Source organism: Agromyces cavernae, from assembly GCF_021044935.1.
GTDB classification, from domain to species: Bacteria; Actinomycetota; Actinomycetes; order Actinomycetales; family Microbacteriaceae; genus Agromyces; species Agromyces cavernae.
In genome coordinates this window covers 397,720-410,628 of record NZ_JAJNMP010000004.1, presented here as the reverse complement: position 1 = coordinate 410,628, position 12,909 = coordinate 397,720, and the positions used below count along the sequence as shown (strand labels likewise).

The following is a 12,909-nucleotide window of genomic DNA, read 5'->3' as shown; positions in this document are numbered from 1 at the left end:
GGTGCCGTTGCGCCGGCCGAGGGCGCATCGGTTCGGGGGTTCGGCATGAACGGCGCGTGGAGACTGTTCGGGGCGGTGCTGGCTGCGCTGCTCATCGTCGGGGGCGTCGGTCTCAGCACGGTCGCCGCACCGTCGCCGGCCGCGACGGCGGCCGACGGACGCGATTTCAACCCCGGCATGATCATCAGCGACGCCGTGTTCTACGACAGCAGCACGATGTCGGTCGCGCAGATCCAGTCGTTCCTCAATGCGCGCGTGCCGACCTGCCGCGCCGGGTACGTCTGCCTGAAGGACTACCGGCAGACGACGACGTCGCAGCCCGCCCGCAGCGAAGGATGCGCGGCGTACGCCGGCGTTGCGAACGAGCGCGCGGCGCAGATCATCTACAAGGTCGCGCGCGCCTGCGGCATCAATCCGCGTGCGTTGATCGTGCTGCTCGAGAAGGAGCAGGGACTCGTCAGCGACACCTGGCCATCGGCCCGCCAGTACCGCTCTGCGACCGGGTACGGGTGTCCCGACACGGCCGCCTGCGACACCGCCTACTACGGTTTCTTCAATCAGGTGTACCAGGCCTCGTGGCAGTTCAAGAAGTACCGGGCCCGACCCGCGGGCCGCGCCTACCAGGCCGGACGGACGAACACCATCCTGTGGCATCCCAACGCCGGCTGCGGCTCGTCGCAGGTGTACATCCAGAACCAAGCGACCGCCGGCCTCTACCTCTACACGCCCTACCGTCCGAACGCGGCCGCACTCGCGAACCTCTACGGCACCGGCGACGCGTGCTCGAGCTACGGCAACCGCAACTTCTGGCGCATGTTCACCGACTGGTTCGGGTCCCCGAGCGTGCCGGCGCAGGTCGATGTCCGCACCGGTTCCATCCCGCTCGTGTACGCGAGAGACGGGGCGGGCAACCTCTGGGTCTATCCCGGGACGGGCTCGGGCACGTGGGGCGGGCGAGTGCGGGTCGGGGTCGGCTGGGGAGGGATGCGCCACGTGACCGGGGCGGGAGATCTGACCGGTGACGGCCACCGCGACGTGCTCGCCGTCGACTCGGGTGGCGCGCTGTGGATCTATCCGACCAACGGCCTCGGCCGGTTCGCGGCCCGCGTGCATCTGGGAAACGGTCACGGGTCGGCCACGGCCCTGGTGAGCGCCGGCGACTTCAACTCCGACGGCACTCCCGACTTCTTCATCCGCGACGCCCGGGGCGACCTGCAGTTCTTCGCGGGCAACGGCACCGGGCAGTTCGCGCCTGCGAAGCGCGTGGGCATCGGCTGGGGCGGGATGACCGCGCTCGTCGGCGCCATCGACTTCGACCGGGACGGGCGAACCGACCTGCTCGCCCGCACGGGGAACGGCGACTTGCGGCTCTATCGTGGCGATGGGCGGACGGGCTGGGCGGACATGCGCGTCGTCGGTGCCGGATGGTCGGGCATGAACGCGATCGTCACGCCGGGCGACTTCGACGGGGACGATGCCGACGACGTGCTCGCACGCGACTCGGCCGGTCGGCTCTGGCTGTATCCGGGGAACGGGCTCGGAGGGTGGAAGGCGAAACGCCTCGTGGGCACCGGTTGGGGCGGGTTCGCGATGCTCGCCGGTCCGGGGGATGTCGCGACCGCGCCGTTCACCCCGCTCGGAGGAATGGGCGACCTCACGAACGACGGGCCATCCGACGTGCTCGCCCGGTCAGGCGACGGCACGCTGTGGCTCTATCCCACCGACGGCGCAGGCGGCTGGAGTGCGCGACGCACGGCGGCGACGGGCTGGGGCGGTGTCACGGCCATCGCGGGTGCCGGCGACCTCGACCGCAACGGTCGACGGGACGTGTTCGTACGCGACGGCGGGGGTATCCTCTGGCGCTATCCTGCGAACGGGGCCGGCGGGTTCGGCACCCGAGTGCAGATCGGTGCGGGTTGGAGCGGATTCACCGCGATCGCCGGCGGCTCGGACTTCACCGGCGACGGCAATCTCGACCTGCTGGCGCGCAACGCCGCGGGAGAGCTCTGGATCTACCGGGGCGACGGTCGCGGCCAGTTGCCCTCGAAGGCGCTCGTCGGCGCCAACTGGCAGACGATGCGCTGGATCCTCACCCCGGGAGATGTCGACGGCGATCACCGCGCCGACATCCTCGCCGTCGATGCGACCGGTGGCCTCCGTCTCTATCGCGGTACCGGGAACGGCGGGTTCTCGAGTGCGCTGATCGTCGGGAACTCCTGGCAGGCGATGACCTGGGTGATGACACCCGGAGACTTCGACGGTGACGGCAACCCCGACCTGGTGGGCCGCACGGCCGACGGTCGCCTGATGCTCCACGGCGGCGACGGCCGCGGTGGGTGGAAGGCGGCACGGCAGATCGGCGCCGCATGGCAGGGGATGAACTTCATCGGATGACTGGCGAGCGCGTCAGAATACGGCGCGCAGGTAGGGGATTCGGGACGCCCCGATCGAGATCGCATACGAGACGACCAGCACGAGCGCGAAGACGACCGCAGTGCGCGCGAGCGACGAGCCGTCGGTCCACCCCGGAATGAGGCGGATCAGCACCGCGACGATGACGAGGTGCACGAGGAACACCCCGAAGCTCGCATTCGAGAGCATGACGATGACACGGGAGGTGCGCCGACCGAAGTGCACCCGATCGAACCAGCCGACCATGAAGACGAACACCGACAGGCTGAGCAGGGCGACGACCGGGAAGTAGTACCCCACGGGTGAGACCGCGTCGAGCAGGGGCGCGCTTCCGCGGGTCGCGTACTGCCAGATCGTCAACGCGCCGGTCGCGAGCGCGACGCCCAGGGCCGTCCATCGCGCCCATGCGGGCAGGTCGTCGAGGCTGAGGGCGTACCCCGCGAGGAAGTACCCCACGTAGGGGAGCCAGAGCAGGAGGAAGCTGACGGCGATCGGGCGCTCGACCCCGAAGAGCGCCTCGACCGTGACCGGAAGGGTGAACACCGCCAGCACCCAGGCGAGTGCGACCGCCGCAGTGATATAGGCGCGCCGTGCCGAGCCCGCCTGCAGGAACGCCGCGAGCACGGGCGCCACCACGTAGAGACCGAGGATGATCCAGAGGAAGTAGAGCTGCGTGTAGAAGCGGCCGTCGACGAACATCTCGACGAGGGAGGTTCGCGACGGCGCGGTTCCGAGGATCACCCAGCGCACGACGAGCAGGTACACGAGGTTCCAGAAGACCAGCGCCGGCACGAGTCGCACGGCACGGCTTCGATAGAAGGCGGGGATGCCCCGCGCGAACGTGGCCGGACGCAGGATGAGCGCCCCCGAGATCATCACGAAGACCGGCACCGCCCAGATGAATCCGAGGTCGAGGACGATCGCGACGGCGCGTTGCGCGGTGCCGGTCTGGTCGGGGTTCGTCACGACGAAGCTGAACGTGTGGATCGCGACGACACCGACGATCGCGATGATGCGCAGCACGTCGAGGCTCATCCGGCGCGGGCGTGACGCGGGCGTCGGTGGCGATTCCATCCGCCCATTCTGGCAGGACCGGCGCGCCCGCATCGTGGCATCGCGGCGGTACAGGGAGCCGCGAGTCGCCCCGGGTATGCTTGTGCGTCGTGTCAGTCCTCATCACCGGTGGCGCCGGGTACATCGGTGCGCATGTCGTCAGGCTCCTTCGCGATCGGGGCGATGACGTGGTCGTCGTCGACGACCTCTCGGGCGGCGACGCGACCCGCTTGGGCGACACCCCGCTCGTCGAGTTCGACCTCGTCGCCGTCGATGCGGTCGATCGGCTCCGCGAGGTCGTCGAGCGGCACGCGGTGACGAGCATCATCCACTTCGCGGCACGCAAGCAGGTGGGGGAGTCCGTCGCGCATCCCGAATGGTACTTCCGCGACAATATCGGCTCGCTCGCGAACGTGGTCGAGGCGAGCGCCGCGGCGGGCGTCACCCGGCTCGTGTACTCGTCGTCCGCAGCCGTATACGGGCTTCCGGGCGGTGCCGCGGTCACCGAGGACGATGCGACCGTACCGATCAATCCGTACGGCGAGTCCAAGCTCGTGGGCGAGTGGCTCGTGCGCGATGCGGCGAATGCTCACGGCCTGCGATCGGTGAGCCTGCGCTATTTCAACGTCGCCGGCGCCGGCTGGAACGACCTCGGCGACCCCAACGTGCAGAACCTCGTGACGATCGCCATCGACCGCACGGCGCGCGGCCTCGCCCCCGTCGTGTTCGGCGACTCCTTCGACACTCCCGACGGCACCGGCGTGCGCGACTACGTCCACGTGATGGACCTCGCCGAGGCGCATCTCGCGGCCCTCGACGCGCTCGCGACCGCCGAAGGCCCGGCCGATGCCGTGGTCTACAACGTCGGCACCGGCCGCGGTGCGAGTGTGCGCGAAGTGCTGGCGGGCCTCGCCGCCGCGTCGGGTACGGACCTCGAGCCGATCATCGACCCGCCCCGGCCGGGCGATCCGCCGTCGGTCGTGGCCGATGCGAGCCGCATCGCCGCCGAACTCGGGTGGCGGTCGACCCGTACGCTCGACGACATGGTCGATTCCGCCTGGCGCGCGCACGAGTGGCGCGCGCGGACGAGCGCATGACCTGGCTGGAGTTCGCGCCGGTCCTGCTGCTCGCGGTCGCGGTGCTCTACGTGCCCGGCCTGGCGCTCGGCCTCGCGATCGGCGCGCGGAGGTTCACGCTGTGGGCGACGGCGCCCGCCATCACGGTTGCGTTCGTCTCGCTCGCGGCGATCGTCTTCGGTCGCCTCGGCATCGACTGGTCGCTCGTGAGCGTGTCGGCGGCCGCCGGCGCGGTTGCGATCGTGGTGGGCACCGCGCGGCAGCTCGTGCGGCGTCGGGCCGCCAAGGGTCCTGCACCCGAACCGCTCTTCACCGGGTGGACCATCGCATCGCTCGCGGTCGCAGCCCTCATCATCGGCGTGCAGCTCGTCATCGGCTTCCAGCGCCCGGACAGCATCTCGCAGACCTTCGACGCGTTCTTCCACCTCAACGGCATCAGGTACATCGTCGAGACCGGCAGCGCCTCGTCGTTCGACCTCCAGGGGCTCGTGCTCCCGGCCGGCCAGACCGCCTTCTACCCGGCCGGATGGCACGGCGTGACCTCGCTGGTGGCCACCTCTGCCGACGTCGCGATCCCGGCCGCCGTCAACGCGGTGAACCTCGCGGTCGCCACGCTCGTATGGCCGGCCGGCTGCATGCTGCTCATGCGCTCGCTGCTTCCGAAGAGCCGTTCGGCGATCGCCGCGGTCGGAGTGCTCTGCGCCGCGTTCCCGGCGTTCCCGCTGTGGATGCTCACCTTCGGCGTGCTCTACCCCTACTTCCTCGCGCTCGCCCTGCTCCCGATCGCCCTCGCTCTCGGCTTCTCGCTCGGCCAGGAGCGCGCGTGGCGTCGCCGCGGGCTCATCTTCCGTTCCGTGCTCCTCGTGATCGCCATCGTCGCCGTCGCGTTCGCTCAGCCGGCGGCGGCGTTCGGCTGGGCTGCGATCATGCTGCCCCTCGTGGTGATCAGGATCGTCGGCGCCGTTCGAATCCTGTCCGGGGGGCGTCAGGTCGCCGGATGGATCGGGCTCGGCCTCGCGCTCGTCGCGTTCGCCGTCGCGTGGGTCTGGTTCGGCCGCATCGGCGAGAACACACCGTGGCCCGCGTACACCAACGCGATCGGCGCCCTGTTCGAGGCTCTGACCTACGGATTCGACGGCCGCGTCATCGCCATCGTCGCGGGCGTGCTCACGGTCGTCGGCGTCGTCGACCTGATCCGCCGACGTGACAAGCTGTGGTTCGTCGCCGGCTGGGCGATGGCCGTGCTGCTGTTCGTCGTCGCGGCCGGCGGGCCATCGTGGCGACTGCGAGCGCTCGTCACCGGCATCTTCTACCGCGACCCGCCGCGTCTCGCCGCGCTGCTCGTCGTCGTCGCGGTGCCGATGGCCGTGTTCGGCGCACTCGCACTGTGGCGGGTGCTGCAGCGCCATGTGCTGCCGAGGATCGGCGTCCGGCCGGGCGCCACCAAGTCGACCGTGGTCGCGGCAGGCCTGCTCGCGCTGCTCGTCGTCGGCACGCAGAGCGCGGCGGTCTGGGGTCAGCTCTCGCTGACCGCACGCGCGTACACCGACGCGGAGGACGCTCCGATCCTGTCCGGCAGCGAGCGGGCCCTCATCGAGCGGATTCCCGAGCATGTCCCCGAAGACGCGGTGATCGCCGGCAACCCGTGGACGGGGGCGGCCTTCACCTACGCGCTCACGGGCAGACACATGCTCAACCCGCACTTCAACTCGTACGTGTACCCGCAGGCCCCGCTCATCAACGCCAGGCTGAACGAGGCGCTCGAGGACTCCGAGGTGTGTGAGGCGGTGCGCGAGGCGGGCGTGACGCACGTGCTCGACTTCGGCACCTACTTCCGCGACTCAGGCGAGACCGGCGTGAGGATCGACGGGTCCACGCCGTTCGTGGGCCTGAAGGACCTCGAGGAGGCCGGCGTCGCCGAGGAGGTCGACCGCGAAGGCGGTGCCGTGCTCTCTCGCATCACGGCGTGCGACTGACCGGTCGGCGTACGAGACCGACCGGTCTGCCTCCGCGAGCGTTCGGAGTCCGCAACTGAACGCTCGCCCAAGGGGCGGCTCCCGCTCAGCCGACCTGGTCCGCGGCGTCGTCGCGGCCCGGCGCCTCGACACCTGAGGCGCGCTCGACACGCGCCGAATCGAGCGCGGCAGCGCGACGCAGGGCGTCTTCGGCCTCGGCGCGGGCCAGGGTGATCTCACGCGCGAGGTGGGTGATGCGACGGTTGAGCTGCACATTGCGCCGGTAGGTCGTGGCGACCGAGATGAGGAACGCGAGCACGAGCGCGTACAGCAGCAGGTCGGCTCCTCGGCCCACGCCGATGAGGTTGGCGATGTAGCTCAACCACTGCGGGAACAGGATCGAGACGATCGCGACGATGACGAACGCGAACATGAACAGGCGCCGGATCGCGAGATGGCTGTCGCCGCCCGTGGGCCGGGCGAGGAACAGGCCGATGACGATGACGGCGACGACGAGGAGGATCTGGATCCACATGGTCACTTCACCAGCAGGTCGACGAGGATGTTGACCGAGTTGAGCACGGACTGGCCCTTCGATTTCGAATAGTCGGTGTACAGGAGCTCCACCGGGAACTCGCGCCACGGCAGTCCGGTGCGGCCGAGCTTCAGGACGATCTCGGTGGCGTGCGCCATGCGGTCCTGTTCGAGGGTGATGCGGGACGCGGCATCCGCTCGGATCACGCGGAGCCCGTTGTGCGCATCGGTGAGCTGGAGCCCAGTGGTGCGGTTGGTGACCCAGACGGCGGTCTTCAGGACGACGCGCTTGACCCAGCCGGGGTTCGTGCGGTCGTCGAGGAAGCGCGAGCCGAAGACGATGGCCACGTCGTCGCGCTTGGCGAGGTCGAGCATGAGCATCGCGTCTTCGATGCGGTGCTGGCCGTCGGCATCGAACGTGACGATGTAGCCGGCGTCGGGTTGCGTGCGCACGTACTCGAAACCGGTCTGCAGGGCGGCGCCCTGGCCGAGATTGACCGGATGCCGCAGCACGCGCGCCCCGGCCGCCTCAGCCGCGGCGATCGAGCCGTCGGTGCTGCCGTCGTCGATGCATACGATGTGGTCGAAGTGCTCGCGGAGCTCTGCGACGACACGGCCGATGACGGATTCTTCGTTGTACAGCGGGATCACGATCCAGGTGTCGCGAGAGTGGCGCCGCGGGTCGACCTGGGCGGAACTGTCCATCAGGCCATTCTTGCAGAACAGGATAGGCTGGGCGCGCACCCGCGACCGCCGTTCACGCGACCGCCGTTCAGGCATAGGAGTCCCCGCTTGTCAACCACTTCGCGCATTCGCGTCGCCGAATCCGCCGATGTCTCCGCTGACGCCTCGATCGGCGACGGCAGTTCGATCTGGCACCTCGCGCAGGTGCGCGAGCAGGCGGTGCTCGGCGAGAACTGCGTCATCGGCCGCGGCGCCTACATCGGCACCGGAGTGCGGCTCGGCGACAACTGCAAGGTGCAGAACTACGCACTCGTCTACGAGCCGGCCGAGCTCGGCCACGGGGTGTTCATCGGGCCGGCCGTCGTGCTCACCAACGACACCTATCCTCGCGCGGTGAACCCCGACGGCACGCTCAAGAGCGCCGACGACTGGGAGGCCGTCGGCGTGACCATTCGCGAGGGGGCGTCGATCGGCGCGCGCGCGGTGTGCGTCGCGCCGGTTACCATCGGTGCGTGGGCGACGATCGCGGCAGGCGCCGTGGTCACGAAAGACGTGCCCGACCACGCCCTGATGGTCGGCGTCCCCGCCCGGCGCATCGGCTGGGTCGGCAAGGCCGGTCAACCGCTCGAGCGCGATGGCGACGAATGGCGGTGCCCCGTGACGTCCACGAGATATGCAGAGGCCGACGGAGCCCTGAGAGAGGTAACAACGAATGACTGACGCCTTCATTCCGCCCGCGAAGCCGATCATCGGCGATGACGAGCGGGAGGCAGTCGATCGCGTGCTCCGCTCCGGCATGGTCGCGCAGGGGCCCGAGGTCGCCGCGTTCGAGCAGGAATTCGCCGACGTGCTCGTGCAGGGGCGTGCCTCGGTGGCCGTGAACTCGGGCACCTCGGGGCTGCACCTCGGCCTGCTGGCCGCCGGCATCGGCCCGGGCGACGAGGTCATCGTGCCGTCGTTCACGTTCGCGGCGACGGCGAACTCGGTCGCGCTGACCGGCGCGACGCCGGTGTTCGCCGACATCGAGCCCGAGCAGTTCAGCCTCGACCCCGCTGCGGTCGAGGCGGCGATCACCGAGCGCACGGCGGCGATCATGCCCGTGCACCTCTACGGCCACCCCGCTCGGATGACCGAACTCGGCGAGCTCGCCGAGCGTCGCGGTCTCGCCCTCTTCGAAGACGCCGCGCAGGCGCATGGAGCGTCGCTGCACGGCCGCAACGTCGGCACGTTCGGTCGTTTCGCGATGTTCAGCCTCTACCCGACCAAGAACATGACGAGCGGTGAGGGCGGCATGGTGAGCTGCGATTCCCCCGAGCTCGTTCGAGCGGTCAAGCTGCTGCGCAACCAGGGCATGGAGGCGCAGTACCAGAACGAGGTCGTCGGCTTCAATGCGCGCATGACCGACATCCACGCCGCCATCGGCCGCGTGCAGCTCACCAAGGTCGGCGGGTGGACCGCGACGCGCCAGGCGAACGCCGCCACCCTCGACCGCGAGCTGCGCGGCGTCGTCGTGCCGCCCGTCGCCGACGGAGCCGTGCACGTCTACCACCAGTACACGATCCGGGTTCCCGATGACCGCGACGGGTTCGTCGCCGCGCTCAAGCAGGAGTACGCCGTCGGCAGCGGCGTGTACTACCCGGTCCCCAATCACCGGCTCGCGTCGCTCGCGCACTTCGCACCGGGCCTGCATCTCGAGCAGACCGAGCGTGCGGCTGCCGAGGTCGTCTCGCTGCCCGTGCATCCGTCGCTCAGCGAGCGCGACCTCGAGCGCATCGTCGAAGGTGTGAACGCCCTCGCCGGAGCGGGCGCCTGATGGCCGAGCTGCGCGCCGGGCTCCTCGGCGTCGGCATGATGGGACGCCACCACGCCCGGGTGCTCCGCGAACTCCCCGGCGTCGACCTCGTGGCCATCGCAGACCCGGGCGGCGACCCGCACGGCGTCGCCGGCGACCTCGCGATCCTCCCCGATGTCGAGGCGATGATCGCGACCGGCATCGATATCGCGGTCGTCGCGATTCCCACCCGCTTCCACTACGACGCGGCGATGAAGCTCGCCGAGGCGGGTGTGCACACGCTCGTCGAGAAGCCCATCGCGCAGACCGTCGAGCAGGGGCGCGAGATGACCGAGGCGTTCAAGGCGCGCGGCCTCGTGGGTGCGGTCGGACACATCGAGCGATTCAATCCCGCGCTCCAGGAGCTGCGCCGTCGCATCGCCGCCGGCGATGTGGGCGAGGTGTACCAGATCGCCACGCGCCGCCAGGGTCCGTTCCCGGCGCGCATCGCCGACGTCGGTGTCGTGAAGGACCTGGGGTCGCACGATGTCGACCTCACCGCGTGGGTCGCCCAGAGCGACTACGCATCGATCGCCGCGCAGACGCTGCACAAGAGCGGCCGCGAGTATGAGGACATGGTGCTCGCCACCGGGCGGCTGCGCAACGGCGTGCTCGTGAGCCACGTCGTCAACTGGCTGAGCCCCATGAAGGAGCGCGTCACGATCGTGACGGGCGAGCAGGGCGCGTTCGTCGCCGACACCTCGACCGGCGACCTCACCCTCTTCCGCAACGGCACCGTGCCCACCGAGTGGGAGGCCGTGTCGGCGTTCCGCGGCGTGAGCGAGGGCGACATGACGCGGTTCGCCTTCGCGAAGCGCGAGCCGCTGCGGGTTGAGCACGAGGCGTTCCGCGACGCCGTCCTCGGCGAACGGTTCGATGTGGTGACGATGGACGAGGGGCTGCGCACGCTCGAGGTCGTCGAGGGGGTCATCCGCTCGGCTACGACCGGCGACGCCGTCGAGTTCTGAGTTCGATGCGCGTCACGATCGCCTCCCGCATCTACGCGCCCGAGCCGGCCGCTGCCGCCTACCGGCTGGCGGCGCTCGCGAACGCGCTCGCCGAGCGTGGCCACCAGGTGACGGTGCTCACGACGACGGTGCCCGACGATGCCGCGCCGGCGCCGGAGCACGAGCGGATCCGCATCCGGCGCGCTCCGGTCATCCGTGACGCGCGGGGCCAGGTGCGCGGATATGTGCAGTACCTGTCGTTCGACGTCCCGTTGTTCTTCCGGCTGGTGTTCGGGCGCCGCGCCGAGGTCATCGTGACCGAACCGCCGCCCACGACGGGGTTCATCGTGAGGCTGGCCGCGGCGATCCGGCGAACGCCGTATGTGTACTACGCGGCCGACGTCTGGTCCGATGCCGCGGAGTCGACCGGCGCTCCCGCGTTCATCGTGCGGGCCGTGCGGCGGCTCGAGCGCGCCGCGCTCGCCGGGGCCGCGCGCGTGATCGCGGTCACCGACGGGGTCGCCGAGCGCGTGCGCCGGCTCGCGAGGCGTGACCGCGTCACGGTCGTGCGCAACGGGGTCGACACGGGGATCTTCACGCCCGACGGTGCACGCGTCGACGGACCGCCGACCGCGGTCTACGCGGGCACCACGTCGGAGTGGCAGGGTGCCGAGGTCTTCGTGCACGCGATGCCGCGCGTGCGCGAGCGGGTCGCCGACGCCCGGCTCGTCTTCATCGGCCAGGGCAGCGCGTGGGACGACCTCCGCGCACTCGCCGCCTCGGTTGCGCCCGAAGCGGTCGATTTCGTCGACCTCCTTCCGCCCGACCAGGCCGCCGCGCGGCTGCGATCGGCGCGGGTCGGCCTCGTCAGCCTGAAGCCGGGTCTCGGGTACGACTTCGCCGTGCCGACCAAGCTCTTCGCCGCGGCGGCATGCGGAACGCCCGTGCTGTTCGCCGGCGAGGGCGCCTCCGTCGCCGTCGTCCGCGAGGGCGCCATCGGCACCGCCGTCGAGTATGACGTCGAAAGGGTCGCCGACGCGCTCGTCGCCGCGCTCTCGGCCCGGCCGACTCCCTCCGATCGAACGCGGATCTCGGGCTGGGTGCGCGCGAACGCCTCGATCGCCGCCACAGGAGATCGTGCCGCCGAGGTCGTCGAGGGAGCCGTGAGATGAGCAACGCGATCGTGCGGTTCGCGCACAGGGCGGCCGGCCGCATCCCCCACCCGGTCGCCGACCGACTCCTGCCCGGGCGGCGCCGCGCGATCGCCCAGGGCGGGACGACGCGAGTCGAACGCGCCGCGACCCGGCTGTTCATCGGCCCCGTGAACTCGGCGGGTCAGGGTTACGCCTGGGCGCGGGCCGCCGAGCGCCTGCCCGGCGTCGCCGCCGCAGACTTCATGTACCGGAACCCCGGAGACGTGTTCGCGTTCCCCGCCGACCACGCGGTGCCGACACCGTTCTTCATCTCGAGTGCTCCGTGGCAGCGTGCGCAGCGGCGTGCCGTCGCCAAGCGCTTCACGCACGTGATCGTCGAGTCGGGGCGGCATCTCTTCGGGTCCGACGGAAGGGTCCTCGATCAGGTCGAGTTCCTGCGGCGGGCGGGGGTACGGGTCGCGTTGCTGTGGCACGGCAGCGACATCCGTCTTCCGAGCCGTCACGCGGCATCCGATCCCGATTCGCCGTTCCTTCATGACCGGTATCCCGAGACCGACCGGCTCGAGGAGATCGCGCAACGGAATCGAGCGCTGATCGCCGAGAGCGGGTTGCCGGTGTTCGTCTCGACGCCCGATCTGCTCGAGCACGTGCCCGGGGCGTCGTGGCTGCCGGTCGTCGTCGACGTCGACGGGTGGGCGGATGCCGCAACCGAGCCGGCGCTCGAACGCCGCCGCCCCGTAGTGGTGCATGCGCCGAGCAATGCCGGGCTCAAGGGAAGCGACCTCATCGCCGACACGGTGCGCCGGCTCGAGGCCGAGGGGATCATCGAGTACCGCGAGGTTCGGGGTGTCGCCGCCGAGCAGATGCCCGCGGTGTACGGCACCGCCGACATCGTGCTCGACCAGTTCGCGCTCGGCATCTACGGGGTCGCCGCATGCGAGGCGCTGGCCGCCGGGCGTGTCGTCGTGAGCCATGTCGCCGAGTTCACGCGCGAGACGGTGCGCGAGCGAACCGAGCTGGAGCTGCCGATCGTCGAGGCTCGCGCCGACGGGCTCGAGGTCGTGCTGCGCGACGTGGTCGCCGAGCGCGAGCGGTATCGTGCCGTTGCGGCGACCGGGCCGGCGTTCGTGCGAGCCGTCCATGACGGACGACGGTCGGCGCAGGCGTTGGGCGCGTTCCTCGGCGTCTCGGTGTGAGGTTTCAGTCAGCTCGGACATGCGAAACTAACAGGATGTCCAATCGTCTCGGGTTCGGAGCCTCGCA

The 12,909-nt window shown here is 70.4% G+C and carries 11 protein-coding genes; 8 read left to right on the top strand and 3 right to left on the bottom strand.

Translation table 11 applies throughout. The features are described from left to right. The first annotated feature begins 45 nt into the window (after positions 1 to 45). A complete protein-coding gene (locus LQ757_RS17480) occupies positions 46 to 2,394 on the top strand; it encodes an FG-GAP-like repeat-containing protein (protein ID WP_231048549.1) in 2,349 nt (782 codons plus the stop codon). Positions 2,395 to 2,406: 12 nt separating this feature from the next. Here LQ757_RS17480 and LQ757_RS17475 read toward each other — a convergent pair whose 3' ends face one another. Then, complete coding sequence (locus LQ757_RS17475; protein ID WP_231048548.1) at positions 2,407 to 3,486, bottom strand: acyltransferase; 1,080 nt, start codon at positions 3,484 to 3,486, stop codon at positions 2,407 to 2,409. Between the two features lie 89 nt (positions 3,487 to 3,575). Here LQ757_RS17475 and galE point away from each other — a divergent pair, with 89 nt between their 5' ends. Both galE and LQ757_RS17465 read left to right on the top strand, forming a co-directional pair. Further along, positions 3,576 to 4,562 carry a UDP-glucose 4-epimerase GalE gene (gene galE, locus LQ757_RS17470; RefSeq protein WP_231048547.1) on the top strand — a complete coding sequence of 329 codons (987 nt, stop codon included), beginning with the start codon at positions 3,576 to 3,578 and terminating at the stop codon, positions 4,560 to 4,562. Further along, positions 4,559 to 6,517 (top strand): DUF6541 family protein, encoded by a 1,959-nt coding sequence (locus LQ757_RS17465; RefSeq protein ID WP_231048546.1) that lies wholly within the window; start codon positions 4,559 to 4,561, stop codon positions 6,515 to 6,517. The genes galE and LQ757_RS17465 overlap by 4 nt, the downstream gene beginning before the upstream one ends. An 85-nt stretch (positions 6,518 to 6,602) precedes the next feature. Here the strand turns inward: LQ757_RS17465 and LQ757_RS17460 are convergent, their stop codons facing one another. Next, entirely contained in the window at positions 6,603 to 7,031 is a 429-nt protein-coding gene (locus LQ757_RS17460; RefSeq protein ID WP_231048545.1) for a DUF2304 domain-containing protein, read from the bottom strand. A 2-nt stretch (positions 7,032 to 7,033) separates the two neighbouring features. After that, the gene (locus tag LQ757_RS17455; RefSeq protein WP_231048544.1) at positions 7,034 to 7,735 is read right to left on the bottom strand and encodes a glycosyltransferase family 2 protein; all 702 of its coding nucleotides are present in this window, start codon (positions 7,733 to 7,735) and stop codon (positions 7,034 to 7,036) included. 87 nt (positions 7,736 to 7,822) lie between these two features. On the opposite strand from LQ757_RS17455, the gene LQ757_RS17450 reads away from it, so the two are divergent. From LQ757_RS17450 to LQ757_RS17430, 5 genes are read left to right on the top strand one after another with little or no spacing between them, the layout of a single operon-like run. Continuing rightward, positions 7,823 to 8,434, top strand: a complete 612-nt coding sequence (locus tag LQ757_RS17450) for an acyltransferase (RefSeq protein WP_231048543.1) — start codon at positions 7,823 to 7,825, stop codon at positions 8,432 to 8,434. Beyond that, positions 8,427 to 9,527, top strand: a complete 1,101-nt coding sequence (locus LQ757_RS17445) for a DegT/DnrJ/EryC1/StrS family aminotransferase (protein ID WP_231048542.1) — start codon at positions 8,427 to 8,429, stop codon at positions 9,525 to 9,527. The genes LQ757_RS17450 and LQ757_RS17445 overlap by 8 nt, the downstream gene beginning before the upstream one ends. Then, complete coding sequence (locus LQ757_RS17440) at positions 9,527 to 10,513, top strand: Gfo/Idh/MocA family protein (protein ID WP_231048541.1); 987 nt, start codon at positions 9,527 to 9,529, stop codon at positions 10,511 to 10,513. The genes LQ757_RS17445 and LQ757_RS17440 overlap by 1 nt, the downstream gene beginning before the upstream one ends. Positions 10,514 to 10,518: 5 nt before the next feature. Continuing rightward, complete coding sequence (locus LQ757_RS17435; RefSeq protein ID WP_231048540.1) at positions 10,519 to 11,664, top strand: glycosyltransferase family 4 protein; 1,146 nt, start codon at positions 10,519 to 10,521, stop codon at positions 11,662 to 11,664. After that, the gene (locus tag LQ757_RS17430; protein ID WP_231048539.1) at positions 11,661 to 12,842 is read left to right on the top strand and encodes a hypothetical protein; all 1,182 of its coding nucleotides are present in this window, start codon (positions 11,661 to 11,663) and stop codon (positions 12,840 to 12,842) included. The genes LQ757_RS17435 and LQ757_RS17430 overlap by 4 nt, the downstream gene beginning before the upstream one ends. The last annotated feature ends 67 nt before the right edge of the window (positions 12,843 to 12,909 follow it).

Coding starts and splice junctions, on each gene's coding strand:
- LQ757_RS17480 (WP_231048549.1), top strand. CDS start 46: ATGAACGGCGCGTGGAGACTGTTCGGGGCGGTGCTGGCTGCGCTGCTC.
- LQ757_RS17475 (WP_231048548.1), bottom strand. CDS start 3,486: ATGGAATCGCCACCGACGCCCGCGTCACGCCCGCGCCGGATGAGCCTC.
- LQ757_RS17465 (WP_231048546.1), top strand. CDS start 4,559: ATGACCTGGCTGGAGTTCGCGCCGGTCCTGCTGCTCGCGGTCGCGGTG.
- LQ757_RS17460 (WP_231048545.1), bottom strand. CDS start 7,031: ATGTGGATCCAGATCCTCCTCGTCGTCGCCGTCATCGTCATCGGCCTG.
- LQ757_RS17455 (WP_231048544.1), bottom strand. CDS start 7,735: ATGGACAGTTCCGCCCAGGTCGACCCGCGGCGCCACTCTCGCGACACC.
- LQ757_RS17445 (WP_231048542.1), top strand. CDS start 8,427: ATGACTGACGCCTTCATTCCGCCCGCGAAGCCGATCATCGGCGATGAC.
- LQ757_RS17440 (WP_231048541.1), top strand. CDS start 9,527: ATGGCCGAGCTGCGCGCCGGGCTCCTCGGCGTCGGCATGATGGGACGC.
- LQ757_RS17435 (WP_231048540.1), top strand. CDS start 10,519: ATGCGCGTCACGATCGCCTCCCGCATCTACGCGCCCGAGCCGGCCGCT.
- LQ757_RS17430 (WP_231048539.1), top strand. CDS start 11,661: ATGAGCAACGCGATCGTGCGGTTCGCGCACAGGGCGGCCGGCCGCATC.